This window comes from Microbacterium sp. LWO12-1.2, assembly GCF_040675875.1.
Taxonomy (GTDB): Bacteria; Actinomycetota; Actinomycetes; order Actinomycetales; family Microbacteriaceae; genus Microbacterium.
In genome coordinates, this window is record NZ_JBEGII010000001.1 from 1232059 (window position 1) to 1259013 (window position 26955).

General features: G+C 66.5%; 29 protein-coding genes and 1 tRNA gene. 11 read left to right on the forward strand and 19 right to left on the reverse strand.

The window, feature by feature from the left end; genetic code table 11:
* Positions 1–1524 carry an apolipoprotein N-acyltransferase gene (lnt, locus tag MRBLWO12_RS05835; protein ID WP_363553581.1) on the forward strand — a complete coding sequence of 508 codons (1524 nt, stop codon included), beginning with the start codon at positions 1–3 and terminating at the stop codon, positions 1522–1524.
* Here lnt and MRBLWO12_RS05840 read toward each other — a convergent pair.
* The 4 genes from MRBLWO12_RS05840 to MRBLWO12_RS05855 all read right to left on the reverse strand — a co-directional run bounded on the left by MRBLWO12_RS05840 (position 1521) and on the right by MRBLWO12_RS05855 (position 4213).
* Positions 1521–1904 carry an RNA polymerase-binding protein RbpA gene (locus MRBLWO12_RS05840; RefSeq protein ID WP_363553584.1) on the reverse strand — a complete coding sequence of 128 codons (384 nt, stop codon included), beginning with the start codon at positions 1902–1904 and terminating at the stop codon, positions 1521–1523. The genes lnt and MRBLWO12_RS05840 overlap by 4 nt on opposite strands.
* Positions 1905–2009: 105 nt before the next feature.
* Positions 2010–2804: a glycerophosphodiester phosphodiesterase family protein gene (locus tag MRBLWO12_RS05845; RefSeq protein WP_363553586.1), complete on the reverse strand. Its 795-nt coding sequence runs from the start codon at positions 2802–2804 to the stop codon at positions 2010–2012.
* Positions 2801–3730, reverse strand: a complete 930-nt coding sequence (locus MRBLWO12_RS05850) for an SPFH domain-containing protein (RefSeq protein WP_141872032.1) — start codon at positions 3728–3730, stop codon at positions 2801–2803. The genes MRBLWO12_RS05845 and MRBLWO12_RS05850 overlap by 4 nt, the downstream gene beginning before the upstream one ends.
* 9 nt (positions 3731–3739) lie before the next feature.
* Entirely contained in the window at positions 3740–4213 is a 474-nt protein-coding gene (locus MRBLWO12_RS05855) for an NfeD family protein (protein ID WP_363553589.1), read from the reverse strand.
* A gap of 121 nt (positions 4214–4334) precedes the next feature.
* On the opposite strand from MRBLWO12_RS05855, the gene MRBLWO12_RS05860 reads away from it, so the two are divergent.
* The gene (locus MRBLWO12_RS05860) at positions 4335–5099 is read left to right on the forward strand and encodes an SDR family oxidoreductase (RefSeq protein WP_363553590.1); all 765 of its coding nucleotides are present in this window, start codon (positions 4335–4337) and stop codon (positions 5097–5099) included.
* Positions 5100–5168: 69 nt separating this feature from the next.
* Here the strand turns inward: MRBLWO12_RS05860 and MRBLWO12_RS05865 are convergent, their stop codons facing one another.
* The gene (locus tag MRBLWO12_RS05865) at positions 5169–5765 is read right to left on the reverse strand and encodes an HdeD family acid-resistance protein (protein ID WP_363553592.1); all 597 of its coding nucleotides are present in this window, start codon (positions 5763–5765) and stop codon (positions 5169–5171) included.
* A 178-nt stretch (positions 5766–5943) separates the two neighbouring features.
* Between MRBLWO12_RS05865 and MRBLWO12_RS05870 the strand changes: the two genes are divergently transcribed.
* Genes MRBLWO12_RS05870 through MRBLWO12_RS05880 form a run of 3 tightly spaced genes read left to right on the forward strand, consistent with a single transcriptional unit; the run spans position 5944 to position 9145 of the window.
* A complete protein-coding gene (locus MRBLWO12_RS05870; RefSeq protein ID WP_414685510.1) occupies positions 5944–6342 on the forward strand; it encodes a helix-turn-helix transcriptional regulator in 399 nt (132 codons plus the stop codon).
* A 5-nt stretch (positions 6343–6347) separates the two neighbouring features.
* Positions 6348–6758: a VOC family protein gene (locus MRBLWO12_RS05875; protein ID WP_414685445.1), complete on the forward strand. Its 411-nt coding sequence runs from the start codon at positions 6348–6350 to the stop codon at positions 6756–6758.
* Positions 6759–6787: 29 nt separating this feature from the next.
* Positions 6788–9145, forward strand: coding sequence for an excinuclease ABC subunit UvrA (locus MRBLWO12_RS05880; RefSeq protein ID WP_363553596.1), 2358 nt, complete (start codon positions 6788–6790; stop codon positions 9143–9145).
* 121 nt (positions 9146–9266) lie between these two features.
* Here MRBLWO12_RS05880 and MRBLWO12_RS05885 read toward each other — a convergent pair whose 3' ends face one another.
* The 3 genes from MRBLWO12_RS05885 to MRBLWO12_RS05895 form a co-directional block, all read right to left on the reverse strand.
* A complete protein-coding gene (locus MRBLWO12_RS05885) occupies positions 9267–9563 on the reverse strand; it encodes a hypothetical protein (RefSeq protein ID WP_363553598.1) in 297 nt (98 codons plus the stop codon).
* 123 nt (positions 9564–9686) lie between these two features.
* Entirely contained in the window at positions 9687–10118 is a 432-nt protein-coding gene (locus tag MRBLWO12_RS05890) for a hypothetical protein (protein WP_363553600.1), read from the reverse strand.
* Positions 10119–10199: 81 nt separating this feature from the next.
* Complete coding sequence (locus tag MRBLWO12_RS05895) at positions 10200–10844, reverse strand: peptidoglycan recognition protein family protein (RefSeq protein ID WP_363553602.1); 645 nt, start codon at positions 10842–10844, stop codon at positions 10200–10202.
* A 199-nt stretch (positions 10845–11043) separates the two neighbouring features.
* On the opposite strand from MRBLWO12_RS05895, the gene MRBLWO12_RS05900 reads away from it, so the two are divergent.
* Both MRBLWO12_RS05900 and MRBLWO12_RS05905 read left to right on the forward strand, forming a co-directional pair.
* On the forward strand, positions 11044–11790 hold the full coding sequence (locus MRBLWO12_RS05900; protein WP_363553603.1) for a hypothetical protein: 747 nt from the start codon (positions 11044–11046) through the stop codon (positions 11788–11790).
* Between the two features lie 118 nt (positions 11791–11908).
* A complete protein-coding gene (locus MRBLWO12_RS05905) occupies positions 11909–12529 on the forward strand; it encodes a hypothetical protein (RefSeq protein ID WP_363553605.1) in 621 nt (206 codons plus the stop codon).
* Positions 12530–12571: 42 nt separating this feature from the next.
* Here the strand turns inward: MRBLWO12_RS05905 and MRBLWO12_RS05910 are convergent, their stop codons facing one another.
* Complete coding sequence (locus MRBLWO12_RS05910; RefSeq protein WP_363553607.1) at positions 12572–13069, reverse strand: GNAT family N-acetyltransferase; 498 nt, start codon at positions 13067–13069, stop codon at positions 12572–12574.
* Positions 13070–13271: 202 nt separating this feature from the next.
* On the opposite strand from MRBLWO12_RS05910, the gene MRBLWO12_RS05915 reads away from it, so the two are divergent.
* Positions 13272–13748: a hypothetical protein gene (locus MRBLWO12_RS05915; RefSeq protein WP_363553609.1), complete on the forward strand. Its 477-nt coding sequence runs from the start codon at positions 13272–13274 to the stop codon at positions 13746–13748.
* Positions 13749–13879: 131 nt separating this feature from the next.
* The gene (locus tag MRBLWO12_RS05920) at positions 13880–15205 is read left to right on the forward strand and encodes an MFS transporter (protein WP_363553611.1); all 1326 of its coding nucleotides are present in this window, start codon (positions 13880–13882) and stop codon (positions 15203–15205) included.
* A 30-nt stretch (positions 15206–15235) separates the two neighbouring features.
* On the opposite strand, the gene MRBLWO12_RS05925 is transcribed toward MRBLWO12_RS05920, so the two are convergent.
* From MRBLWO12_RS05925 to polA, 8 genes are read right to left on the reverse strand one after another with little or no spacing between them, the layout of a single operon-like run.
* A complete protein-coding gene (locus MRBLWO12_RS05925; protein WP_363553613.1) occupies positions 15236–16048 on the reverse strand; it encodes an arginase family protein in 813 nt (270 codons plus the stop codon).
* A gap of 48 nt (positions 16049–16096) precedes the next feature.
* The gene (locus tag MRBLWO12_RS05930; RefSeq protein ID WP_363553615.1) at positions 16097–16846 is read right to left on the reverse strand and encodes a formylglycine-generating enzyme family protein; all 750 of its coding nucleotides are present in this window, start codon (positions 16844–16846) and stop codon (positions 16097–16099) included.
* Positions 16843–17517 carry a YczE/YyaS/YitT family protein gene (locus tag MRBLWO12_RS05935; RefSeq protein ID WP_363553617.1) on the reverse strand — a complete coding sequence of 225 codons (675 nt, stop codon included), beginning with the start codon at positions 17515–17517 and terminating at the stop codon, positions 16843–16845. The genes MRBLWO12_RS05930 and MRBLWO12_RS05935 overlap by 4 nt, the downstream gene beginning before the upstream one ends.
* Complete coding sequence (locus MRBLWO12_RS05940; RefSeq protein WP_363553619.1) at positions 17514–18269, reverse strand: SGNH/GDSL hydrolase family protein; 756 nt, start codon at positions 18267–18269, stop codon at positions 17514–17516. The genes MRBLWO12_RS05935 and MRBLWO12_RS05940 overlap by 4 nt, the downstream gene beginning before the upstream one ends.
* Positions 18270–18307: 38 nt before the next feature.
* On the reverse strand, positions 18308–19660 hold the full coding sequence (locus tag MRBLWO12_RS05945) for an MFS transporter (protein WP_363553621.1): 1353 nt from the start codon (positions 19658–19660) through the stop codon (positions 18308–18310).
* Between the two features lie 37 nt (positions 19661–19697).
* Entirely contained in the window at positions 19698–20732 is a 1035-nt protein-coding gene (locus MRBLWO12_RS05950) for an LLM class flavin-dependent oxidoreductase (RefSeq protein WP_363553623.1), read from the reverse strand.
* 54 nt (positions 20733–20786) lie between these two features.
* Positions 20787–22463, reverse strand: a complete 1677-nt coding sequence (locus MRBLWO12_RS05955; RefSeq protein WP_363553625.1) for a DUF885 domain-containing protein — start codon at positions 22461–22463, stop codon at positions 20787–20789.
* Positions 22464–22503: 40 nt separating this feature from the next.
* Positions 22504–25137 carry a DNA polymerase I gene (gene polA, locus MRBLWO12_RS05960; protein WP_363553627.1) on the reverse strand — a complete coding sequence of 878 codons (2634 nt, stop codon included), beginning with the start codon at positions 25135–25137 and terminating at the stop codon, positions 22504–22506.
* A 45-nt stretch (positions 25138–25182) separates the two neighbouring features.
* Here polA and MRBLWO12_RS05965 point away from each other — a divergent pair, with 45 nt between their 5' ends.
* The gene (locus MRBLWO12_RS05965) at positions 25183–25611 is read left to right on the forward strand and encodes a hotdog fold thioesterase (protein WP_363553629.1); all 429 of its coding nucleotides are present in this window, start codon (positions 25183–25185) and stop codon (positions 25609–25611) included.
* On the opposite strand, the gene MRBLWO12_RS05970 is transcribed toward MRBLWO12_RS05965, so the two are convergent.
* Entirely contained in the window at positions 25586–26149 is a 564-nt protein-coding gene (locus tag MRBLWO12_RS05970; RefSeq protein ID WP_363553631.1) for a GNAT family N-acetyltransferase, read from the reverse strand. The two genes, MRBLWO12_RS05965 and MRBLWO12_RS05970, sit on opposite strands and share 26 nt — an antisense overlap.
* Positions 26149–26751, reverse strand: coding sequence for an ANTAR domain-containing response regulator (locus MRBLWO12_RS05975; RefSeq protein WP_141873184.1), 603 nt, complete (start codon positions 26749–26751; stop codon positions 26149–26151). The genes MRBLWO12_RS05970 and MRBLWO12_RS05975 overlap by 1 nt, the downstream gene beginning before the upstream one ends.
* A 113-nt stretch (positions 26752–26864) precedes the next feature.
* Here MRBLWO12_RS05975 and MRBLWO12_RS05980 point away from each other — a divergent pair.
* Positions 26865–26947 (forward strand) — tRNA-Leu (locus tag MRBLWO12_RS05980).
* Positions 26948–26955 lie beyond the last annotated feature (8 nt).

The following is a 26955-nucleotide window of genomic DNA, read 5'->3' on the forward strand; positions in this document are numbered from 1 at the left end:
ATGTCCGAGTCCCGCGCGCTCCCGCGCCCCCTTCTGCCGCTGTGGGCAGCCGTGATCGCCGCCGCGCTCTCCGGCTTGCTGATGTACCTTGCGTACCCGGGGGCGGCGGTGTGGATCTTCGCCTTCCCGGCGACCGCGCTGTTGTTGCTCGCGCTGATCGGCCGACGGTTCGGGGGAGCGCTCCTGGTCGGGCTGGTGTATGGCATCCTCTTCTTCGCGCTGCTGGTGTCCTGGACCTCGCGCTACCTGGGCCCGGTGCCATGGGCAGCGCTCAGCGTCCTGGAAGGCGCCCTCACCGCATTCGCGCTCGTGCCGATCGCCTTGGCCTACCGCTGGCTGCCTCGCGCGTTCCCCGGCACCGCAGGGCGCCTCCTGCTGCTGCCGACCGTCGTGGCGGCGCTGTGGGTCGGTCGAGAGCTGTTCGTCGGCTCCTGGCCCTACGGAGGCTTCCCCTGGGCGCGCATCGGCATGAGCCAGGCGCAGAGCCCGCTGGCGCCGGTGTCGTCATGGCTCGGTGTCAGCGGGCTCGGCTTCCTGATGGTGCTCCTGGTCGCGATCGCGATCGAGGTCGCACGGCTGCGCCTCTGGCGGCGCCCGCTCCCGCTGCTCGTCCCCGCCGCTCTGGTCGCCGTCCTGGTGCTGACTCCTGCGTTCCCGACCGCGGTCTCCGGCTCGATGCGTATCGCGGCCGTGCAGGGCAACGGACCCACCGGCTACTTCGATGAGCGGCCCCCCTTCTCGGTGATCGACGCACAGACGGATGCCACCGAGCCGCTGTACGGGGAAGATGTGGATCTGCTCGTGTGGCCGGAGGGATCACTCGACACCGATCCGTTCCAGAACGAGACGTTGGCCAGACGCATGACGCTCATCACCACGCGGATCGATGCCCCACTGCTGGCGAACGCCGCCACGGGACGGGGCGGCCGCTACTACAACACCTCGATGCTGTGGACAGATGCCGGGGGAGCCACTCAGCTCCACGACAAGCGGCATCCCGTGCCGTTCGGGGAGTACGTGCCGGACCGGCCGTTCTTCAACGCGCTCGCGCCCGATCTGATCGGGCTCATCCAACGCGAGTACACGCCCGGTGAGAACCCACCGGTCATCGACATCGAGGGTGTCGGGGTCGGGCTCGCGATCTGCTTCGACGTGATCTACGACGACGTCATCACCGAGAGCATGAACGCGGGCGCGCAGGTGCTTGTCTTCCAGACGAACAATGCCGACTTCCGCGGCACCGACGAGAACCTGCAACAGCTGGCCTTCGCGCGCATGAGGGCGATCGAGACGGGACGCAGCGTGGTCAACGTGTCGACGGTCGGCACGAGCCAGATCATCCGGCCGGACGGCACGACTGTCACGAGCCTGGATGCAGGAGAGGCCGGGGCGATGCTCGAGGATGTCGAGCTCCGCTCCGGCCTCACGGCTGGTGTCGTGCTGGGCCCCTGGGTGCAGCAGCTGCTGCTCTGGGGCGGGCTGGGCGCCCTCCTCATCGGATGGTGGCGCGCCCGGACGCGTTAGGCGCCGATCTTCTCCCTGGTCGGGTCCTCGCCGGCGCCGCGGCGGGCTCGGATAAACGCGAGGCGCTCTTCCAGGAGCTCTTCGAGCTCGGCACGGGTGCGACGCTCCAGGAGCATGTCCCAGTGCGTACGTGCGGCTTTCTCATCCGTGACCTCGAGGGTCACGGCATGGCCGTCGATGTTCAGTCGGGCGTCGGCTCCGCAGGACCGGCATTCCCAGGTCTGGGGCGGCTCCGCGTCTGCCGAGAACATCAGGTTGGTCACGTGACCGCATGTGTCACAGGTGTAAGTGGTCTCGCGGCGCTCCATGAAAACGACGCCCTCTTCGCTCTGTAGGCTCTGGGCGCCGAGTCGGATGCCGCGCAGGCTGCGATCTGCCATTTTGTGGTCCTCTCGTCGCTGTCAGGTATAACGCTCCAGCCTGTGCGCTTCATCCACGTCCCCGCAATCTCGGCGGGATTCACAGCGGAATCCCAGCGCGGGGAGTTATGAGCGGCGTGGCGGATCCTGACGGGAGAGTGTGCTGATCGCGACGTCGGAGCGGTCCGAGACGATCCCGTCCACGCCCGCATCGACGAGTCTCTGCATCGTGGCTTCGTCGTTAATCGTCCAGACATGAACCTCCACGCCCTGCCGGTGTGCGGCACGCACGAGCGAGGGAGTGAGGATGCGCAGGGCGCCGTGCCTCTCCGGGATCTGCAGCGCGTCGACGTCACGCAGCGCGGTGGCGGGGGAGAGGCGCACGGCGGAGAGTCCGCGCACGGAGGCGATCGTCCTGCTGCCTGCGGACGTCGCCGGGCGGAGGGACGCTCCCGCGCGCAGCACTGACGCGATCGTGGCGCGGCGCCGGACGTCGGAGAAGCTGGTGACGAGCACCCGATGCGTGTGGTCGACGAGGACGGGTCCGAGCGGGGCGACCGCCGCATCTGTCTTCACGTCGATGTTGAAGCGGGCCTCCGGAAACAGCTGCAGCGCCTCCGCGACCGTCAGTAGCCCTCCGTGGTAAGCGAACAGCTTCTCGAGTTCCCGCGTGCGCACCTCGCGGACGGGGCGCGGGTCGCCAGTCAGGCGTTCGAGAGTCGCGTCATGGAAGAGCACCACGTCGCCGTCGGCGCTGACCTGACAGTCGGTCTCGATGAAGTCCGCTCCGGCGGCATGGGCAGCGGCGAAGGCAGCGGCGGAGTTCTCCCAGACGCCGGAGTCCTCGCCCGCCGCGGTCACGAGGCCGCGGTGAGCGAGGACTCGGGGGTACCGTGCCTTCTCGAAGTACGGGTGGGTCACACGCCGGGAGGGGTGTTCGTCGGACCCTGCCCTGGCTTCGGGGTGAAGGCGCTCCCGATTCCCTTCAGCGCCTCGGTCAGCTCGCTCGGGATGATCCAGAGCTTGTTCGACTGGCCTTCGCTGATCTTCGGCAGCATCTGCAGGTACTGGTAGGCGAGCAGCTTGTCATCGGGTGCACCCTGGTGGATCGCGCTGAAGACGTTCTGGATCGCCTCGGCCTCACCCTGCGCACGCAGCACCGCCGCCTGCTTGTCTCCTTCGGCACGCAGGATCTCGGCCTGGCGGGACCCCTCGGCCTCGAGGATCGCGGACTGCTTCGTGCCCTCGGCGGTCAGGATCGCCGCACGACGGTCACGCTCAGCGCGCATCTGCTTCTCCATCGAGTCCTGGATGGAGATGGGCGGGTCGATGGCCTTCAGCTCGACACGTCCGACGCGGATTCCCCACTTGCCGGTGGCCTCATCGAGCACCACGCGGAGCTGGCCGTTGATGTTGTCACGGCTCGTCAGAGCCTCCTCGAGATTCAGACCACCGACGACGTTACGCAGAGTGGTGGTCGTGAGCTGCTCGACGGCACCCAGGTAGTTGGCGATCTCGTAGGTGGCGGCGCGCGCATCGGTCACCTGGAAGTAGACGACCGTGTCGATCGAGACCACGAGGTTGTCCTCGGTGATCACCGGCTGCGGGGGGAAGGACACGACCTGCTCGCGCATGTCGATCAGCGGCCGGAGGCGGTCGATGAACGGCACCAGGATGTTCAGTCCCGGCATGAGGGTCTTGTGATATCGGCCGAGACGCTCCACCACACCGGCCGTGGCCTGCGGGATGATGCGGATGGCGCGCGCGAGGGTGACCACCACGAAGATGAGTACCGCGATCGCGAGGATCCAGCCGATGGCGGTGGGGATGAACGAAGAGTCGTTCACGGAGTTCTCCTAGTCGTTGACGGGTCGGACGATGGCGGTCGCGCCGTTGATCGCGGTGATGGCGATCGGAGATCCCTGCGGGATCGGAACGGCGGTGGCGGTTCGAGCGGTCCAGGTGTCGCCGTTGCTCAGCTTCACCTGGCCGGAGATCTGGGTGATGTTATGCAGCGCGATTCCACGCAGATCGATCAGTGCGTCGACGTTCGATTTCGTCGGGTCCTCGCCGCGGCGGAGCCGCTTGAGCAGCGGTGGGCGCAGGAACAGGATGAAGATGGCGGCTGCGGCGGCGGCGATGATCACCTGGGCCCAGACAGGAATGCCGACCAGGTCGGTCACCAGGCCGATGGCGCTGCCGAAGCTCAGCATCAGGAAGGTGAAATCCAACGTCAGCATCTCGATCACGAGGAAGACGGCGATCAGGATCAGCCAGCCGATCCATGCCCATTGGTCGATGAACTGTACGAATGTCGCGAAGTTGTCCATGCGGCCTCCTTTGCGGTCAACCTATCACGTGCCCTTGGGCCGACCCGGGCCTCGGAGGACGGTCTTGGTAGTCTGAGAACGCCGCGTGATCGCGGCGTTTCACGCATCAAGAGGAGTCACCGTGACCGACGTTCTTCCCGCAGGTTCTCTCGACGGCAAGGTCGCTCTTGTCACCGGTTCGTCGCGGGGGATCGGCGCCGACACGGTGCGCTACCTCGCGGAGGCCGGCGCCGATGTCGTCATCAACTTCCGCAACAAGGCACCGCGTGCGGAGAAGCTCGCCGAGCAGCTTCGCGAGCTCGGTCGTCGCGCACTCGTGGTCGGCGCGGACCTGACCGACCCTGACTCCGTCGCGCAGATGTTCGACGCCATCCGCGCCGAGTACGGGCGCCTCGACGTGCTCGTCCTCAACGCATCCGGCGGTATGGAGTCCGGCATGGCGGAGGACTACGCCCTGACCCTGAACCGCGACGCACAGCTCAACGTCCTGAACGCCGCGACGCCTCTGCTCGGAGAGGGGGCCCGCGTCGTGTTCGTCACCAGCCACCAGGCGCACTTCATCCGCACCACTCCGACCATGCCCGAGTACGAGCCCGTTGCGTTGTCCAAGCGCGCCGGCGAGGACGCGCTTCGCGAACTGATCCCGGCTCTGGCCGAGAAGGGCATCGGCTTCACCGTCGTGTCCGGTGACATGATCGAGGGCACCATCACCGCCACGCTGCTGGAGCGGGCGAACCCGGGTGCTATCGCCGAGCGACGCGAGTCAGCCGGCAAGCTCTACAACGTCTCGGAGTTCGCCGCGGAGGTCGCTCAGGCCGCGGTCGACCCCGTTCCCGCCGACAACACGCGCCTCGTCGGAGACGTCAGCGCCTTCGCTGCCGAGTAGCTCTCCGCACAATGAATCGGCCCCGTCCTGCAACTGCAGGACGGGGCCGATTCATTGTGCGGTGGCGGGTCAGCCGGCGACGCCGTCCTGGACGGAGGCGACAAAGCCCTTCGCCTCCTTGCCGATCGTGATCGCGCGGACGATCTGCACGATGCCGAGTGCGATGAGCGAGATGCCCAGGAAGAGCCAGAAGGCCAGCCCTGCGATCAGCGGCGAGAACAGCACGATGATTCCGGCGATGATGCTGAGGAGCGCGTACAGCAGCGTCCAGACGCGCGACCCGTCCTGACCGAGGAGCGTCAGCGCGACGACTCCATCGACGATCCAGCTGATGCCGATGAAGATCACGACGACGAGTGCCAGCGTGGCGGCCGCGGCACCGAGGTTGGCGAAGGCGATCACGCCGGCGACGATGTAGAGCAGGCCGAGCACGATGTGTCCGACGCGCGCCCACCCGCCCTTGGCCTTCGAGAAGATGCCGAGTCCGATGTACACGACACCGGCGACGACGAGGTAGGACGCGAAGATCGCGGTCACGATGACGGCGGACTTGACCGGCCACACGAGGAGGACGATACCGGCGATCAGTGCGATGACACCGGAGACTGCGAGTGTGATCCGGATGGACTTGAACAGCGACTTCGCTTCGTTGACTGCGTGGGACATGGGGACCCCTTTCTGAGAAGATCCTGTGAGGGATGCCCTCAGAGTAGCGCTCGGGCGGAGCGAGGTGGGGGAGGAGTGCGGCAGCGCGTCGTCGGAGGTCATGGAGCGAGACGCGCCGTCATGGCAGGATCATCTCGTGGCACCGGACGAAGACGCTCACCTGCGCGAGCTCGCAGTGATGAGGAGAGTGCGGGATCGCATCGACAGGGAGTACGCGAGACCTCTCGATGTGGAGGCCCTCGCGAAGGGCGTGCACATGTCGGCCGGGCATCTGAGTCGCCGGTTCCGCGACGCGTATGGCGAGTCTCCGTACTCCTATCTGATGACCAGGCGCATCGAGCGGGCGATGGCGCTCCTACGGCGAGGCGACCTCAGCGTGACGGAGGTGTGCTTCGAGGTCGGATGCTCATCACTCGGCACATTCAGCACCCGATTCACCGAGCTCGTCGGTGTCCCACCCAGCGTGTACCGTGAACGAGCCGCGAACGTGGAAGGGATCCCCGTGTTCCAGGCGAAGCACGTCACCAGGCCGATCAGGAATCAAGAAGCACCGCGCACCGACGCGCACCTAACGTGAGCATCATGAAGATCAACATCCACTACGCCTTTCTCCCGCACACCGACGCCGACGCGGCTCTCGGCTTCTACAGAGACGCTCTCGGATTCGAAGTGCGCAACGACGTCGGCTACGACGGTCTCCGTTGGTTGACGGTGGGACCCGCCGGGCAGCCGGAGACGTCGATCGTGCTGCACCCGCCGGCAACGGATCCGGGTATCACCGAAGATGAGCGACGTACGATCCTCGAGCTGATAGCCAAGGGCAGCTATGGTGCGCTGACCCTGTCCAGCGATGATCTCGATCAGCTGTTCGAGCACCTCGTCGCCCAGGGCGCCGATGTCGTTCAGGAGCCGATGGTCCAGCCCTACGGTGTGCGCGACTGCGCGTTCCGAGACCCGGCAGGCAACCTGCTCCGTATCAACCAGGCCGGCTGAACTCTCAGCCCTCACCACGAAGGATGGCGATGTCCTCTTCCTCACATGCCGCCGACAGCCATGACCTGATCCGCGTTCAGGGTGCACGCGAGAACAATCTCAAGGAGATCAGCGTCGACATCCCTAAACGCCGCTTGACGGTGTTCACCGGCGTCTCCGGCTCGGGAAAGAGCTCGCTGGTCTTCGACACCATCGCTGCGGAGTCCCGGCGCATGATCGACGAGACCTACAGCGCGTTCGTGCAGGGATTCATGCCGTCCGTCCCACGGCCGGACGTCGATGTGCTCGAGGGATTGACCACCGCGATCATCGTCAACCAGGAACGCCTGGGCGCCAACCCGCGCTCCACAGTCGGCACTGTCACCGACGCGAACGCGATGCTGCGCATCCTGTTCAGCAAGCTCGGCACACCCTATATCGGGGGGCCGACGGCGTTCTCCTTCAACATCCCCACGCAGCGCGCCAGCGGTGTCATGACCGGCCCGGGCGGCGAGAAGAAGATCGTCAAGGACGCGATCTATCTCGGTGGTATGTGCCCACGCTGCGAGGGCAGGGGAGCGGTGTCCGACATCGATCTCACGCAGGTCGTCGATGAGTCCAAGTCCCTCGACGAAGGCGCGATCATGGTGCCCGGCTACACTGCTGACGGATGGATGGTGAAGGGGTTCTCGCAGTCCGGCTTCTACCCGGGTGACAAGCCGATCTCGGAGTTCAGCGAGAAGCAGCGTCATCTCTTCCTGTACGGCGAAGTCACGAAGGTCAAGATCTCCGGCATCAACATGACCTACGAGGGGTTGATCCCGAAGATCACGAAGTCGATGCTCTCGAAGGACCTCGACGCGCTGCAGCCGCACATCCGTGCCTTCGTCGAGCGGGTCGCGACCTTCGCGGTGTGCCCCGAATGCGACGGCACTCGTCTGACCGAAGGCGCACGGTCGTCGAAGATCGACGGCATCAGCATCGCCGATGCGTGTCGGATGCAGGTGACGGATCTCGCCGCCTGGGTGCGCGGTCTCGATCTGCCGGGTGCGGGACCTCTGCTGGAGGCGCTGAGCGCGAACCTCGACGCCTTCGTGAGCCTCGGGCTCGGATACCTGAGCCTGGAACGTCCGTCGGGGACTCTGTCCGGGGGAGAGGCGCAGCGGATCAAGATGCTGCGGCACCTCGGATCCTCGCTCACCGACATCACCTACGTGTTCGACGAGCCCACGATCGGCCTGCACCCGCATGACATCCAGCGTATGAACGGGTTGCTCGTGAAGCTGCGTGACAAGGGCAATACGGTGCTCGTGGTGGAGCACAAACCCGAGACGATCGTGATCGCCGACCACGTGGTCGACCTCGGTCCCGGAGCCGGAAGTGCGGGCGGCGAGATCTGCTTCGAAGGCTCGGTTGACGGCCTCAAGGCGAGCGGTACTCTCACCGGCGACCACCTGGAGGATCGCGCCGCGTTGAAGGATTCCGTACGGAGCGGCGACGGAGCGATCGAGGTCCGCGGCGCGACGGAGAACAACCTCCAGAACGTCGACGTCGATATCCCCACCGGTGTCCTCACGGTGATCACGGGCGTCGCCGGATCGGGGAAGAGCTCACTGATCCACGGCTCGGTGACACGCAGGGAAGGCGTCGTGGCGATCGACCAGGGAGCGATCAAGGGCTCGCGGCGCAGCAACCCGGCGACCTATACCGGGCTTCTGGAGCCGATCCGCAAGGCCTTCGCGAAAGTGAACGGTGTGAAGCCGGCACTCTTCAGCGCAAACTCCGAGGGCGCATGTCCCACGTGTAAGGGCGCAGGCGTCATCATCACCGAGCTCGGATTCATGGACTCCATCGAGACGCCGTGCGAGGACTGCGGCGGTAAGCGCTTCCAGGCCAGCGTGCTGGAGTACAAGCTGGCGGGCAAGGACATCACCGAAGTGCTCGATCTGCCCGTGTCGGAGGCACGGGTCTTCTTCTCCGAAGGTGAGGCGAAGATCCCGGCAGCGACAGCGATCCTCGGACGGCTGGATGACGTCGGCCTGGGTTACCTGTCACTCGGTCAGCCGTTGTCGACGTTGTCGGGCGGCGAGCGTCAGCGCGTGAAGCTGGCGATCCAGATGGGTGAGAAGGGCGACATCTACGTGCTGGACGAGCCGACCACCGGCTTGCACCTTGCAGACGTCGACAAGATCCTCGGCCTGCTCGATCGTCTTGTGGAATCCGGTAAGACCGTCATCGTGATCGAGCACCACCAGGCGGTCATGGCCCACGCCGACTGGATCATCGACATCGGGCCTGGTGCCGGACACGACGGCGGCCGAGTCGTCTTCGAAGGAACGCCTGCCGATCTGGTCGCCGACAAGTCCACGCTGACGGGTGAGCACCTCGCCGCGTACGTCGGTGTGTGAGCCGGTGAGCGACCTTCGGATGTCGGCGGACGCTGCGCTCTGACGCAGATCGTCGCCGGTGGCGTGTAGGTGTCGGCCACTCTCGAGTTGTAGCCGATAATGCACATTATGTCAGTTTAAATCAAACAGACTGCACTTCTCGCAATCGCGACGAAGCGGGCAACGCTTCCCCGCTATCCGTAAACGTTCCCTGATCGTTTACGGATAGCGGGATGCCAGCAACCATTCGACCGCTTTCCTCCACCGACATCTCAGTTCGCGCACCGTCGGGGCCCCACCGGGAGCCGAACAACTCCCGGTGGTCATTGCGGCTGCAGTTCTTGCGTCGAAGTTCGTAGTAGTCGTCATCGAGATAGACCTCGAACTCATCGGCGAAGGAACCTGAGCGCGGCAGCCGGGTCATCTTGAGCCAGTGCACGACGGCGCGGATATCGTCGCGTCTGAGCGTGACGGTGGGTGGGTCGGGAAGCGACAGCCGTCCTCGGGTTGTGGTGCGACTCCCCCGGTGGCTGCACTGACCGCATCGTTCGCCGTGGGCATTTCAGGGCCGCAGCCACGGCGCGACCACCGGGGTGCGCGTGGCGGTGAACTGCAGCTGGGGATCGTCCAGAGTGAAGAACTTCATCCACTGGTCCCGGTCGAAGTTCTCGAAGCCGAGCGCGCGCGAACTCGGATCCTTCGCGACGACCATCAGGGTGTCAGCCTGGGGATACACCTGGACGTCCACACCTCTATACGTGCCGTCATATGACAGCCTATACGTGTCGATCCGTTCGTCAGCGGTGATCTCATGCGCGTACCTCGCTGGCGTGTTCTTCGGTGTCTTGAGCTTCGTGAAACCGGGCGCCGGGCTGTGCGACATCAGGACCCAGCGGCCCTTGATGGTGAGGAGTTCGTATTCGACCCCCTGCGCGCGTGCATAGAGTCCATCCTTTAGAAGCCGGGGGCTCGCTTTCACTCCGTCATCGCTCATATAGCGAGCGTACCGATCATGTTCGTGCCGTAACCCGCGACGCCACCACCCAGCGCGCTGTAGATCGTCGGTGCAGCGGGGCTACACAGAGCGCTTCGCGATGAAGATCTGTCGTGCACGGCTCACGATGTCATCGAGTCGCGCCTGCAGGTACGGGCCGGGGCATTCGGTACCCGACCAGGTCTCCTGGTGTGTGATGACGTGCTCCCGGTCGATCGTGAACGACACCGGTACGCCGTCGAGACTCTTGCCGTCGAAGGTCGCGAGCCACGCGATCATCTGCGAGAGCTCTTCCAACTGCGCCGCCGTCACGGCGTAATCAGGCGCCCCGGAATGGTCCAGAGTCTCTACCGCCAGGGAGCGCCAGTTCCAGTCGGCTCCGGTTGCGGACGGCTTCGCCCCAGGGCGGATCAGCTCGATGACGGACCCGTCGTGCCGCAGATAGAAGGTCGGCGCCGAGGATCGCTTGTTGCAGCGCGAGAAGAAGTCCAGCTGGTCATTGGTCGTGCCGGTGTGGTGGATGATGAACCGGTCTATGACCGGCGTCACGGCGCGACGGTCGCTTCCCGCCGTGTCACGGCGTGCCCGATCGGTGGGGTGTGCACAGTCCGAGAACCCCAGGGGTGCTTCGAGTCCTCTCACCGCACGGTCGTAGACGGGAACGTACTCGGTCAGTCCGTTCGGATTGTCGGGATCCACGGCGATCGTCGCATCGCCTGGAGCCACGTGGCTCGTAGAGAGCCAGATTCCCGCGGCTGTGGCGGTGACGCCCGCACCCGCGGCGATCAGAAAGCGCCGACGAGAATGCGCTGACGGTTGCGTCGCGGATCCGGGTGTCTCGGAATGCTGCATCTATCTATTCAACCGCTTCGCGTTGCGCGTCCGCGTCGCAGCTGCTCGCAACATGTCGGGCTATCGTGATCGTGTGAGCGACGATGCGAGTAGCGAACTGAGAACACAGCGGGCCCAGCGTCGCACCTGGGTGGCCGGCGGTGTTCTGCTGCTGTTGTCTGTGGCTGTCGAACTCGCAGCGCGCGGGCCACTCGCAGACCTCTCCCCCGGCAAGGATTGGCTCTTCGCGGCCGCGGTTATTGTCCTGGTGATCGGCATCGGCCGCGGCGGGAGCATCACGGCAGGACGCTTCGTGGGTACTTTCTCGACCACCCTCCTGGTCGTCGCCCCGCTGACGCAGTCCTACTGGTTCGCCCTCCTTCCGGACAGCACGGGTGACCTGAATGCCGAGGAAGACGCGTGGGTGCTGGTCGCGACGGCATACTTCGGAATCCTGGTCCTGCTCGCCCTCATCTCGGTCATCGCGATCGTCCGCGCCAGGGTGATCCCAGCGCCGTGGCACTGGGCACCCCTGTGGGTCATGATCTGGACGCCCGTGACGTACGCGATCGGACTGGCCTTCTTCTCCGCCGCACCGCTCGGAACCCCGGTCGCAAGCTTCGGGGCGATCTTCAGCCTCTACGGACCCGCTGCAGGAGTCGCATTCCTGGGCGTCTTGGCGGTCGTGCTCGGAATGCGATGTGCACCGGCCGCGGCCCCCGATGGGCAGTGGCATCACTGGTTCGACGATGCTCTCCCCCTTGCGCCGCTCCCCCAATCAAACGGCTCCGGCACGGAAAGCCCCGGGAACACCGCCGAACGTAGCCGGTCGCAGGACTGAAGCCCGCGTTCGCGACGATGCGCTCGGCCCTCCGACCACGGGCGGCACTCGGGCGCCGTGGCAAGGCGGCGCATCAAATATTCCAGTATCGGGATATGTCCTGTGCCACGCTGTCTCCGTGAAAAAGGTCACGAAGGCTCGACTCGCCGGCGTCGCCGCCATCGTGCTGGTCGCCGCCGGTGTGATCTCCGGATGTTCCTGGATCAGCCCGGAAGCGCAGATGGATCGTCAGCTGAAGTCAGAGCTGGCGGACATGGTCGAAGGCGCTCAGGATGCCACCTGGCAGTTCCGTGGTGAGCTCGCGGCTGACCCTGAGGCTGCGATACCCGAGGTCGGGGGCATCGCGGACGCGCGGGCGGCACTGTCAGACCCGACGCTCGAGATCCCTCCCGGCATTTGGACGCTCATCGACCTGGCGAAGACCGACGAAGGAACGGCTCTCACGCTGACGACGAAGGTCGACGTCACGCGTGGTGGAGGATTCTTCATCAGTTCCGATGAGGGTCGCGTGTGCTTCGTGCTCCTCGTCTCCCCTGATGGATCGCGCATCGATACGCTGCCCGCCGACTGCGGCGACGCCGTGGGCCCGGCGCTCGGCGACGAAGTGCGCGATGACGGCGAGTCGATCGAGGTCTATCTGGATGAGCTCGACCTGCGGCGAAGCGTGGACGGCTCCGACTATCGACCACTCCCCTGCCAATGTCACAGCGGCGGCGACTGCGACTGCCCCGGCGGCTGAGCCCAGAGCCCGTCCGCCGGCGCTCTAGGCGTCCGCGCTCGCTCAGATGGAGGGTTCGGGATTCCTCACCATGCACACCAGCCCTGGGCGAGCATCCCATGAAGCGACGCGGACGAATCCGAGGGATTCGTAAAGCCTGATCGCCGGTGCGCGCCAGTGCCACACGGTGAGGCTCAGCGGTCCGTCAGACGAATCGATCGCCGCCGCCAGCAGCGCTCGACCGACACCTCGGCCGCGCGCTCGCGGCTCCGTCCAGAGGCGTTTAATCTCGTGCGTCCCTGCGCCATCGCCCACGATCACCACTCCGGCGGGCTGCCCGTCGATGTCGGCAATGATGACGCGGCACCCGGCGTACGCCACCGCGGGATCGCCGACTTCGCGCACATAGTTCTCGGGAAGCGAGCCCCGAGGTCCAGGAGCGACCCCTTCCTCCTGCTTCTCCTGCTCGGTCTTGACCAGGTACGTGCGCACGAGCGCACTCACGACGGCCGCGTCGGGGCCACTCAGATCGGCCTCGCGAGTGTCGGCTTCAGACATCATCCACCCACTCCTGCGCCTCGGCCTACTGTTCTCCGTCGCTGCGGCGACGTCTCCTCCACTTTAGGTCCGGATTCACATCGGGGTTCGCGGCGAGGGGCCACGTCGCGCGCCGACCCCACAACGACACCCGGATGTGGTTGACTGACTCCCGTTTGTATAGAAGGCGCTGTCGATCGGCAGCGCCTATGAAGGGGGAATTTTCATGAACCGCCGTATTGCCGCATTGACCATCGCCGCTGTTGCCGTCCTCGGCCTGACCGCCTGCTCGGGTTCGCCGAGCGCGACCGACGAGTCGTCGACCAAGGGCGAGAACTCGGCTCCTGCCGAGCAGAACACCGACCAGAGCGTTGCCGACGCGTGCACCGAGGCCGGCACGAAGGTCCAGGCAGCGTCTCAGGAGCTGTCCTCCCTCGACGTGTCCGCCGCTGCTGCTGACCCGCAGGGCACCGTCGACGCATTCAGCAAGACGGTCGACGCGATCGGCGCCGCTGCTGAGTCCGTGGGCAACCCTGAGGTCAAGGCTGCCGTGGGCGACGTCTACGACGACTTCGGCGCTCTGCGCGACGTGCTCTCGAAAGTCCTGATCGATCAGGACACCTCCGCGGCGTCGGAGATGACCACGATCATGGCTGACGTGCAGGAGTCGTCGACGGCGCTCAGCACGATCTGCGCCGGCTGACACTCGTCACACCGGAAGAGGTGCCCCGTGACTCTGTCGCGGGGCACCTCTTCCGTTTCCGGTGGACTCGTCGGATGCTCGACGGTGTCCAGTGGCACGAGGCGGCGGACGACGAGGAGTAGCGTGGAAGGGTGCAGCGTGTCCCCCTCTCCCCCGTCTCGACTCCGGGGTGGCGCGCATGGGTGATCTGGTCGGTCGGCGTCGCCGCCTACGTCCTCGCGATCACCAACCGCACCTCGCTGGGAGCCGTCGGGGTCGAGGCCGCTGACCGCTTCCAGGCGGATGCGTCGACCCTCGCCCTGTTCGCCGTCGTGCAGCTGGCCGTGTACGGGGGCATGCAGATTCCGATCGGGGTGCTCCTTGATCGCTTCGGCTCGCGTCCGATCATGACCATCGGGATGCTGTTGATGGCAGCAGGACAGCTGACCATGGCGCTGTCACCGAGCATCGGCATCGCGGTGTTCGCACGCGTGCTGCTCGGCGCCGGTGATGCGGCGATCTTCCCTGCCGTGCTCCGGCTCGTGGCGACCTGGTTCCCCGCGCAGCGCGGACCACTCATGGTGCAGTTCACCGGAATCCTCGGACAGACGGGACAGCTCATCGCGCTGGTGCCGCTTGCCGCGCTGCTGCATGCGACCACCTGGAGCATCACTTTCGGGAGCATCGCAGGGCTCGGTGTTCTCTTCACGATCCTCGTCGCACTGGTCATCCGCAATCATCCGCCTGAGCGTGGCGCAGACGTCACTGTGAACACCGACACCGGGGTCATCCGGGTCGTCACCTCGGCGATCGACACCGGCGTCGGCATCCGGGCCGCATGGGCGCATCCCGGAACGCGCCTCGCATTCTGGTCGCACTTCACGACCCCTTTCGCCGGGACGGCATTCGTGCTGCTGTGGGGAATGCCCTTCCTGACGGCGGCGCAGGGGCTCGACACCGCGCACGCGGCAGGAATCATCTCCGTGTACGTCGTCGCGGGGATGGCACTCGGTCCGGTGATCGGCGATCTCTCCCGACGGTTGCCCAACCATCGCTCACTCGCGCTCGTGCTCCCCGCCGTGGGCGTGCAGATGGTGGCGTGGCTCCTCGTGATCGCGCTCCCCGATCCGGCGCCGCTCTGGCTGCTGTACGTTCTCGGGGTGGCGCTCGCAACCGGTGGGCCGGCGTCCATGATCGCCTTCGACCACGCGCGAACGCACAACCCCTCGCACCGACTCAGCACCGCGACCGGTGTGACGAATGCCGGCGGGTTCATCGCTGCTCTGATCGCGATCTTCCTGATCGGGCTCGCGCTCGACCTGCAGGGTGCGGGCACGCCGGAGACCTATTCGCTCGACGCCTTCCGGCTGGCCTTCCTGATGCCCGTGCCTCTCTGGATCATCGGCGTGATCTTCATCCTGATCGAGCGGAAACGCACGCGCATCCGCATTGGGCTCGATCCCGACCGTCGCCGTTGACCATCTCGTGCCCGCCGGGACGGATCGGTCTCAGCGCAGCAGGTGCTGAAAGGTCTCGAGGATGAGTTCGATGCTCACCCTCTCCGGCACGTCCGCGTCACCGGCCTCGAACTCAGCGAGTTCGACTCCGCGCACTGCGTCGACAGGGAGCGCCGCGAAGATGGCCGCGATCTGGTGCGGCAAGAGTCCTGCCCCCACGCGGTAGGCAGCGGGGATGTAGCCGGGCTCGAGCACGTCCCAGTCGACGTGGATCCAGACGGGACGACCGGCGACGAGCTCCGTGATGCGTTCAGGCGTGCTCTCCGCCGGCGGCACCACGGTGACCCCGGCGTTCGACAGCAGCTCTCCCTCCATCGGATCGACGTCCCGTCCGCCGACCACGAAGACCTGACGGGGGTTCAGACCAGCCCCGTGTCCGCTGTCCCACAGCCCGCAGGCTGCGGCGAGGACCATGCCACCGAGATACCCGGAGTCGGTGGATGCCGGAGTGTTGAAGTCGCCGTGCGCGTCGATCCAGAGCACAACGGCATCCGGGTGCTTCTCCGCCACGGTCGGCAGCGTTCCCAGACTCGCCGCGCAGGTGTTCGTCGCCAAGAGCGGGACTTCTCCGGCGTCGATCGCCAGACGCACCGCGTCGCGCAGGCCGGTCAGTGTCGACTCGGCCGCAGGCAGTGCCACCGACCAGTCGTCCGTGGACGCAGCGGTCGGGGTGCCGATGACGGTCGGTGTGAGCTTCAGCAGCGTCGAGAGGGCCTCCGCCGTCCGTCGGGCGCCGACGAGCGCTCCATCCGTACGGTCGGCAACGCGGCCCTGAGAGACGATGAGCGAGAACGGGGAGGTCATATCCTCCAGCCTGTCATCCCGCCGTATCGTCAGGCAAAATGAGCGGTGTCAGCGACCGCGTGGCGTCCATCCCGACGGGGTGGGGCCGTCTCCCGCGGTCGCTCGTTCCCGATCTGCGAGAGCAGACCATCCCTGCGCCTCTCCCGGAGTGTCGAAGTCCCCGCGCGCCAGTCGCAGCCCGACGTCTTCGTGATGCATACGGGGAGCTCCCCCGCGCCGCACCGACGCGCGCACGCTCCAGGCATCGTCTGCGAAACCGCCGCCACGGAACACCCGGTACTCGTCATATCGTGCAGGGTCGAGCAGATCCCAGCACCACTCCCAGACGTTGCCGAGCGTGTCGAACAGCCCGTTCAGGTTCGGCAGTTTCCCACCGACGTTCTGCGGAGTGGCGGTGCCGTCCGCGCCTGTCCACGCGGCATCGGCCAACGGCGCGTAGTGAGGACCGATCGACCCCGCACGGCAGGCGAACTCCCACTCCGCCTCCGTGGGGAGCCGGTAGCCGTCTGCCGTCACGTCCCAGGTGACCTCTTCGCCGTCGAACAGGTAGACGGGATCGAAACCCTCCCACTCCGACGCAGCGTTGCAGAAATGCACCGCGCGCAACCAGCTGACGTCGGCGGCAGGATGTCGCGGGTGTCGCGAAGGTACGCCGAGCACTTCTGCCAGCTGCTCCTCGGTCACCGGATAGACACCGATCTGGAACGGCTGAAGCAGCACCCTGCGACGTGTCTTCTCTCGCGCGTCGTGCAACACGACCTCGCCGCCGGCGATGCGCGCCATCTCGATGTCGGTCACCGCGTCGTCCTGCCCGCGATGTGGATCGGTGAGGTCACGGTTGATTCCGACCCTTCGGATGTCGTCGGTCGATCGAGCGGTACTCGGAACAGCCGCATGAAGAACTGACACATCGGTCCCACGAGCAGGGCGAATGCGACCGTTCCGATGCCCACATTTCCCCCGAGCACCCAGCCGACGGCGACGACCGTCACCTCCAGCCCGGTGCGCACGATCCAGATCGCCCAGCCAGTGCGGCGGTGCAGTCCGGTCATGAGACCGTCGCGCGGCCCTGGTCCGAAGGCCGCTCCGATGTACAACCCGGTCGCTGCTGACAGCAGGAGCAGTCCCACCACGAAGAAAGGGACGCGGATCCAGAGCGAGTCCGTTTCGGGGATGAGCAGGAAGCCCACATCCGCTGAAGGTCCGACGAGAAGGGCGTTGAGCACGGTACCGACACCCGGGCGTTGGCGCAACGGAATCCAGAGCAGCAGCACGACCACGCTGACGAGGATGGTGATCATCCCGAACGTCAACGGTACGTGACGGGCGATCCCCTGGGTCAGTACGTCCCAGGGGGCGGCGCCGATCGCTGCCCGCACGATGAAAGCGATGCCGATCCCGTACAGGAAGAGTCCGACGAGAAGCTGCACGATTCGTCGGGGCATCCGCCGTCCGGCGAGTCGGGTCACGCCGGCGTCCTCTCCACCCACGTCGGATACTTCGCCGCGCGGCCGTCTCCGGAAGAGGTGCGCGTCACGCGGCGCTTCACCCACGGGCCGACGAACTCCCGGTAGTAGGCGAGACCGGACGGTCCCGCTGCGGCTGCGGCGGCCGGCGACCACCAGGCTGCCGGAGGCTCGTAGCCGAGGCCGTGCAGCACGCGCGCGGCGACACGATGATGCCCGGCGCTGTTCATGTGCAGGCGGTCCTCGGACCAGTACTGCGCACGAGACAGTTCCTGATCCCCCCAGTTCAGTGCGCGCACCACATCGGGGCGATCCTGGACGCGGCGCAGCACGGCCTCAGAGAGCAGGTCACCCCGCTTCTGCACCAGTGAGCCCATCGGCAGCTGCCTGCTCGGGTTCGCACCGGAGAGCAGTATCAGCGTGACCCCCTCCTGGTCGCAGCGTCGGAGTACGCGGCTGAACGCGTCGGCGATGTGTTCCAGGTCGGTGCGCGGTCGCAGCATGTCGTTGCCACCGCCGTTGAAGCTCAAGTGCGTGGGACGAAGGGCCAGGGCGGGTTCGAGTTGCTGCTCGACGATCGGCCAGGCGAGCTTGCCGCGGATGGCGAGGTTCGCGTACTGGATCGGGCGCCCCGCCGCGTCGGCCCAGCCCTGCGCCGCCAGGTCAGCCCAGCCGCGTTCGCGACCGTCGGGGAGCAGATCGCCCACCCCTTCGGTGAAGGAGTCGCCGATGGCCACGAAACGTACGTCAGTCACCCGACCAGCCTATTCCCGCCCAGGGCGCCTCAGCATGCTCAGCGGTCGTCGAGGGCGATACCGCGACGATCCGTCAAACCCCAGGCGGCGGCCGCGGCGACGAGGAAGCACGCGCCGAAGATCACGAAGAGGAGCGGAGCCCCACCTGCGAGCAGCAGCACCGGCACCGCGAGAGGCGCGATGATCGAGGCGATGCGGCCGATACCCGCGGCCCAGCCGGCGCCGGTCCCCCGCAGCGAGGTCGGATAGATCTCCGGAGTGACGGCGTAAAGGGCGCCCCACGCACCGAGCGTGAAGAAGGACAAGGCCATTCCTGCGCCGATGATGGACGGCTCTGTCGTCGCCGTGCCGAAGAAGACCGCGGACACCGCTGCTCCGACCAGGAAGACCGACAGCGTCACACGCCGCCCCCATACTTCGATCAGCCACGCGGCGACGGCGTAGCCGGGGAGCTGGGCAAGCGTGATGATCAGCGTGAAGCCGAAGGAGCGCACCAGGTCGAAGCCGGCGTCGACGAGGATGCTGGGGATCCAGATGAAGGCGCCGTAGTAGGCGAAGTTCACGCACAGCCAGACCGCCCAGAGGCAGAGCGTCCGCACCCGGAACTCCGTGTTCCACAGCGTCGCCAGTCGCGCCCGGACCGTCACCGCCATGGCGCGGGACGGCGGTTCCTTCCGGATCGCCGGTTCGCGCAGGACACCGGCGTCGGCCTCGAAGGCCGAGACGATCCGTTCGGCTTCGGCGATGCGTCCGCGCGAGGCCAGCCAGCGGGGCGACTCCGGCAGCCCCCAGCGCACGATCAGGGCGTAGACCGCCGGGATTGCTCCGAGGGCGAACGCCCAGCGCCATCCGTCATCGGACGCCGGGATCACGAAGAAGCCGATCAGCGCTGCCGCGGTCCACCCCACCGCCCAGAACGCCTCCAGGATCACGATCAGTCGACCCCGGATCCGCGCGGGGGCGAACTCGCTCACGTACGTCGATGCCACGGGCAACTCGGCACCGAGCCCGAGACCGACGAGGAACCGCAGCACGAGAAGCGCCGCAATCCCGCCGACGAGCGCACTCGCACCGGTGGCGACGCCGTAGATGAGGAGCGTCAGCGCGAACACCTGCCGTCGTCCGAAGCGGTCGGCGAGCAGCCCGCCCAGCGTCGCCCCCAACGCCATCCCGATGAAGCCGACCGAGGCGATCCACCCTGCCTCGCCCTTCGTCAAGTCCCACTGCTGCGTGAGCGCGGCGAGGATGAAGGAGATGAGACCGACGTCCATCGCATCGAGCGCCCAGCCCACCCCCGAACCGCTCAGCAGTCGAAGGTGGCGCCGGGTGAACGGCAGGTCGTCAAGACGGGCTGCGAGCGACGCGCGACTCGGCAGATCGTTGGTGGCCATGCTCTTCATCGTAGGGCGATGAAGAGCATGGCCACGATCAGGACTCCTGGGCGAGAAGCGCGCGCACCCGCGGGATCACTTCGGTGCCATAGAGCTCGATGCTGCGCATCATCGACTCGTGGGACAGGGTGCCGGTCGCGTACTTCAGGTCGAAACGACCGAGCCCCAGGGTGGTGATGGTCTCAGCGATCTTCGCCGCGACCCGCTCCGGTGATCCGGCGTAGATCGCGCCCTCGGGGCCGATGTCGTTCTGGAATCGTGCGCGGCTGTACACCGGCCAGCCTCGTTCCCGGCCGATGGTGTTGTTCATCGCTTCAAATCCGGAGTAGGCGGCATCCCAGGCCTCAGCATCCGTGTCGGCGATGTGCCCGGGCGAGTGCACAGAGATCGGATGCTCGGTGGTGCCGAAAGACGCGACCGAGCGGTGGTACAGGTCGACGAACGGGCGGAACCGGGCAGCCGAACCGCCGATGATTGCCAGCATCAGCCCCAAGCCGTGACGGGCGACGCGCACGACCGACTCAGGACTCCCCCCGACGCCGACCCACGTGCGCAGGCCCTTCTCGGTCTTCGGGAAGACGTTCGCATTGTCGAGCGACGCCCGCATCGTGCCCGACCAGGTCACCGGTTCCTCCTTGAGGAGCTCGACGAACAGCTCGAGCTTCTGCTCGAACAGGGCGTCGTAGTCGCGCAGGTCGTAGCCGAACAGGGGGAACGACTCGATGAAGGAGCCGCGACCGAGCACGACCTCCGCTCGCCCGTTCGAGACGGCATCCAGGGTCGAGAAGCGTTCGAACACCCGAACAGGATCGTCGGACGACAGCACCGTCACCGCGGTGCCCAATCGGATGTGCTCCGTGCGCGCCGCGATCGCCGCGAGCACCATCTCAGGCGCGGACACGGCGAACTCCGGGCGATGGTGCTCGCCCACGCCGAAGAAGTCCACGCCGACGGAATCGGCGAGTTCTGCCTGCGCGACGATGTTGCGGATCGTCTGTGCTCCCGTGAGGAGCTCCCCGTCCGCGTCGCGGGTGATGTCGCCGAACGTGTCCAGCCCGAATTCGATAGCCATGTCAGCCCTTCCTATTCACGTGAATGAACACGCGGAGGCCGGCGGGCATTCCCGTCAGCGCGGGAGCAGCGCCGTGCGCAGCGTGTCGAGGCCGACGCCGCCGAGGTCGAGAGCGCGCTTGTGGAAGTCCTTGAACGAGAACGCGTCACCCTGCGATTCCTGCACCGCGTCGCGCACCTGCTCCCAGATGCGCTGGCCGACCTTGTACGACGGCGCCTGTCCGGGCCAGCCGAGGTAGCGGTTGACCTCGAACTGCACGAACTGGTCAGACATGTTGACGTTCTTACGCATGAAGTCGAGCGCGTACTCCGCATCCCACACTCCTGCACCTTCCAGGCGGGGCTTGCCGAGATGCACGCCGATGTCGAGCACGACGCGAGCGGCACGCATGCGCTGACCGTCGAGCATGCCGAGACGGTCGGCCGGGTCGTCGAGATACCCGAGCTGCTGCATCAGACGCTCCGCGTACAGGGCCCAGCCCTCGGCGTGGCCCGACGTGCCGGCAAGCAGGCGCCGCCAGGAGTTGAGCTCTGCACGGTTGTGCACCGCCTGCGCGATCTGCAGGTGATGGCCGGGCACACCCTCGTGATACACAGTCGTGAGTTCACGCCAGGTGTCGAACTCCGTCACACCCTCGGGCACAGACCACCACATGCGCCCTGGACGCGAGAAGTCATCGGTCGGACCCGTGTAGTAGATCCCGCCCTCCTGCGTCGGAGCGATCATGCACTCCAGGGTGCGGATGGCTTCGGGGATGTCGAAGTGCGAGGCGCCCAGTTCCGCAACCGCACGATCGCTGGTCTCCTGCATCCAGCGCTGCAGCGCCTCCGTGCCCACCAGCTTGCGTGCTGGGTCGGCCTCGAGGTGCGCGACCGCCTCTTCGACCGACGCACCGGGGAGGATCTCGTGCGCGATCGCGGTCTGCTCTGCCACCATGCGGGCGAGCTCTTCCCTGCCCCACTCGTAGGTCTCGTCGAGGTCGATCGTTGCGCCGAGGAAGCGGCGGGAGTTGAGCGCGTACAGATCGCGTCCGACGGCGTCGACCTCGTTCGCGGCAGGGGCCAGCTCCTCGGCGAGGAATCGACGCAGTGCGTCGTAGGCGACGCGCGCCGCGGCCGAGTTGTCGGCGAGTGTCCGTGCAAGGGATGCCGGCAGCTGGCCCTCCTCTGGACCCGCGTCGGCGACGAACGCCGCGAAGAATCCGTCGTCGGCCGTGTAGCGGTCGATCTGTGTGGCGACCTCGATCACCTGACGACGTGCGGGGGTCACCCCGGCCGCAATGCCCGCCCGGAGGGTCTCGGTGTAGCCGCGCAGGGCGTCGGGAACAGCGGCGAGGCGAGTCGCGATGACAGCCCAGTCGTCCGCATTCGCGGTCGGCATCAGGTCGAACGCGGCACGCACATCCTGAGCGGCCGAGGCGATCACGTTCAGGTCGCGCAGATGCCACTGGGCATCGTGGAACTCGAGATCGAGCCGCAGCTCCGAACTCAGGTCCGCCTTCGTCACCTCGTCGATCGCGTCGACGGGCTCGAGCGCATCGAGCTCCTGGAGAGTCTTGCGCGTCGCGGCGGCGATCTCGTCATGCCCGGCCGGACTCAGATCGCCGAAACGGTCGTTCGCCTCGTCGCGTCCGATGTAGGTGCCGAGTGTCGGGGCGAGCACAGCGATCGTGTCGACCCATTCATCGGCGACCTTGTCGATGGCAGAGGGAGTGCGGGGGGCTGAAGTCATACCTTCCAGCCTATCCCCGTCACTCCGACGGCCGCAGACCTCAGTGCGCGGCCTCGTTCCAATCGCGACCGCGACCGACCTGCACGTCGAGCGGAACTGTGAGCTCGGCCGCATCGCCCATCCGCGCGCGGACGATGCGCTCGGCCGCCTCCCACTCCCCTGGTGCGACCTCGACCACGAGTTCGTCATGGATCTGCAGCAGCGCACGTGATGCAAGACCCTCGGACCGAAGGTCTTCGTGGATGTGGAGCAGTGCGATCTTCATGATGTCAGCCGCGCTGCCCTGGATGGGGGCGTTGAGAGCCGCACGCTCTGCGTTCTCCCGCAGGACGCGGTTGGGGCTGGCGAGGTCGGGGAACGGGCGGCGGCGGCCGAAGATCGTCTCGGTGTAGCCGACCTCTTTGGCCTTCATGACAGAGGCGCGCAGATAGTCGCGAACCGCGCCGAACCGCGCGAAGTACTCGACCATCAGCTGCTTTGCTTCGGACTGTTCGATGCGCAGCTGCTTGGACAGCCCGAACGCCGAGAGACCGTAGACGAGGCCGTACGACATCGCTTTGACCTTCGTGCGCATGGCAGAGGTCACCTCGCTCGGCTCGACGCCGAACACTCGCGCACCGACGAACCGGTGCAGGTCCTCGCCGCTGTTGAACGCCTCGATGAGTCCTTCATCGCCCGAGAGGTGCGCCATGATCCGCATTTCGATCTGCGAGTAGTCGGCGGTGAGTAGGGATTCGTAGCCCTCCCCCACCTCGAATGCGCTGCGGATCCGGCGAGACTCCTCGGTGCGTACCGGGATGTTCTGCAGGTTCGGATCGGTGCTCGACAGGCGGCCGGTCTGGCTCCCGGTCTGGACGTACGTGGTGTGCACACGGTGGTCGTCGCCGATCGCGGTGTCGAGCGACTCGATGATCTGGCGGAGCTTGGTCGCCTCACGGTGCTGCAGCAGCAGATTCAGGAAGGGATGCGGATTCGTTTCCTGCAGGTCGGCGAGAACCGCGGCATCCGTCGAATAGCCGGTCTTAGTCTTGCGGGTCTTGGGGAGCTGGAGGTCTTCGAACAGCACCTCCTGGAGCTGCTTCGGTGAGCCGAGGTTGAACTCGCGCCCGACCGTCGTGAACGCCTCCTGGGCGATGCCCTCTGCCCGTGTCGCGAGCTCACCCGAGAACGTCGACAGCACCTCGTGCGAGACCGCCACGCCGGCGACCTCCATGTCGGCCAGCGTCAGGAGCGTCGGGAGCTCGATGTCGACGAGCACCTTCGCCACGGGCTCCGGGATATCCTCACGCAGCGCCTCAGCCACACGGCGCGCGAACCACGCCTCCTGTGACGGAGTCGCCCCTTCGGTCTCGGGGACCAGCTGCGAGGGGTCCGCCTCAGGCAGCTTCTCACCGAGATAGCGCTCGACCAGGTCGCCGAGCGTCTTGTCGGGGAAGCTCGGACGCAGCAGCCAGCCCGCGAGGCTGGTGTCGTAGGAGAGACCTCCGAGTCGGACGCCCTGACGCAGCAGCGCCTTCACCTGGGGCTTCGCGTCGTGCAGCACCTTGGCGCTGTCGGATTCGATCCACGCACGCAGCGTGTCAGCGCCATCGGCGGTCCAGTCGACCTCGCGCAGCTCGGTGGCCGACGAGGCGCCGATACGCACCGGAGCCCCGCCCTGCGTCACAAGGCGAACCGCGAGCTCCTGCTCCTGCGCTTCGGCCCACGCGACGAACTCGGACGGCGTCACCTGCACGGGCTCGGGGAGCACCACGGCCGAGGCCGGGTCATCGGCGACCTCGCCCGCGCCGACGGCCTCGAAGACCCGCGGCAGAAGCGTGCGGAACTCGAGCCGCGCGAAGATGTCGCGCACCGCCTGCGCATCGATGGGCGCGACGGCGAGGTCATCGGGTGCGACCGGAAGCTCGACATCCGTCAGCAGTCGGTTGAGCTGACGGTTCCGACGCACATCGTCCATGTGCTCGCGCAGATTGCCTCCGACGACGCCCTTGATCTCCTCGGCACGGGCGAGGAGATCATCGAGCGAGCCGAACTGCGTCAGCCACTTCACCGCGGTCTTCTCGCCGACCTTCGGCACACCGGGGAGGTTGTCGCTGGTCTCGCCGACGAGGGCGGCGATGTCGGGGTACTGCTCAGGACGCACCCCGTAGCGCTCCTGCACGGTGACGGGGTCGTAGCGCTTCAGCTGCGAGACACCCTGCACCGAGGGGTAGAGCAACGTGACGTCGTCGGTCACGAGCTGGATCGTGTCGCGGTCTCCGGACACGACGAGCACGTCGTAGCCCTGGGCCGCCCCCTGGGAGGCGAGAGTCGCGAGGATGTCGTCGGCCTCGATCCCCTCCTTCGTGAGCACTTGGATCGACATCGCGGCGAGGCAGTCCTGCAGCAGCGGGATCTGTCCGCGGAACTCCTGCGGAGTCTCGGAACGGGTGGCCTTGTACTCGGGGTACACATCCGTGCGGAACGAGTGACGGGAGGTGTCGAACGCGATCGCGAGGTGGGTGGGCTGCTCAGCCTTGATGAGGTTCACCAGCATCGACAGGAAGCCGTAGATGGCGTTCGTGTGCTGGTTGTCCTTCGTCGTGAAGTTCTCGACCGGAAGGGCGAAGAAGGCACGATAGGCGAGCGAATGGCCGTCGACGACCATGAGGGTAGGCTTTGCGGAGTCCGTCACCCTGTCAGCCTAACGAGGACGACAGACACCCGCTGAGGAGGATTCATGAGCGACGTCGCCACGAGCGAAGGACTCGACTGGGCCACGGCCCGCGGGATGGGTGCTCTGGCCCAGAAGATGGGCATGGAGTTCCTCGAGTTCAGCCTCGAGCGCTGCGTCGCGACGCTTCCGGTGGAGGGTAACACCCAGCCGGTCGGTCTCATGCACGGCGGCGCCTACGTCGTGCTCGGCGAGTCGCTCGGATCCATGGCCGCGAACCTGCACGCCGGTCCCGGCCGTCTGGCCGTCGGCGTCGACATCAACGCGACCCACACCCGCTCAGCCACCTCCGGCGTGGTCACCGGTGTCTGCACGCCCGTGCACCTCGGCCGCAGCATCACGGTGCATGAGATCGTCGTCACCGATGATCAGGGCAGGCGCTGCTCCACGATCCGCATCACCAACATGATCAAGGACGCCCCGGCCGCCCCGTGACCGGATCCTCCAGCAGACGCTGGAACAGGATGTGGTCCTGCCAGGCGCCGGCGATCAGCAGATAGCGCGGGGCGAGACCGATCTGCTCGAAGCCGTTCGCGGCGAGCACGCGCTGCGACGCGGTGTTGTGAACCAGCGTGGCCGCTTGCACGCGGTGCAGCATCAGATCCTGCCGCGCGTGTCGGAGCGCTAACTCCACCGCCCGCGTGGCGAGCCCACGGCCCTGTCGTGTGCTCTCGACCCAGTATCCGAGATCTGCGCTGCAGAACGCGCCGCGCACGATGTTGTTCAGGTTCACTCGTCCGCGGATCTCGCCGTCATCCGAAGCGATCACGAGCCGCACGTTTCGGCCGGCGGGAGCATCCGCGACGTACTGGGCGACGTCGTGTTCATGCCAGCCCTCATCGAAGAAGCCGTCATCGCGCACCGGCTCCCACGGGGCCAGGTGCTCACGATTGCGGCGGTAGGCGCGCGCCAGAGCTGCGCCATCACCGATGCCGACCGGACGCAGCGTGTGTGCGGCGTCGAGACGGTCCACTACTTCTTGGGCGCGAGCTGCTCGATGATCGCCTTGGCGACATCCTGCATCGTCAGGCGACGATCCATCGATGCCTTCTGGATCCAGCGGAAAGCCTCGGGCTCGCTCAGACCCATCTTCTCGTTGAGCAGGCCCTTGGCCCGGTCGACGAGCTTACGGGTCTCGAAGCGCTCGACCATGTCGGCGACCTCGGCCTCGAGCGTAATGATCTGCTCGTGGCGGGCCAGGGCGATCTCGATCGCGGGAAGAAGATCGTTCGGAGTGAACGGCTTCACGACATAGGCCAGTGCGCCGGCTTCGCTCGCCCGCTCGACGAGCTCCTTCTGGCTGAACGCGGTCAGCAGCACGACGGGCGCGATGTTGCCCTTGTGCAGCTTCTCGGCCGCGCTGATGCCGTCGAGCTGCGGCATCTTGACATCCATGATGACGAGGTCGGGGCGCAGCTCGGTCGCGAGTGCGACAGCCGTCTCACCGTCACCGGCCTCTCCGACGACGTCGAATCCGTTGTCGCGAAGGATCTCGACGATGTCGAGACGGATCAGCGATTCGTCTTCGGCGACGACGACGCGTCGCGGGGCGGATGCCGTGGGCTGTTCTGCCATATCTTCCTCGGTCACAGACCCATCCTAGTCGAGAGCCTCCCTGCAGCGGCCACGCACTGCCCGCGCGGTCGACGACCGCTGCGCTGCGCTAAAGTCGTAGACGCGACACACGAGCCGGCGTGGCGGAATGGCAGACGCGGAGCACTCAAAATGCTTTGTCCGAAAGGGCGTGTGGGTTCGAGTCCCACCGCCGGCACACACAGT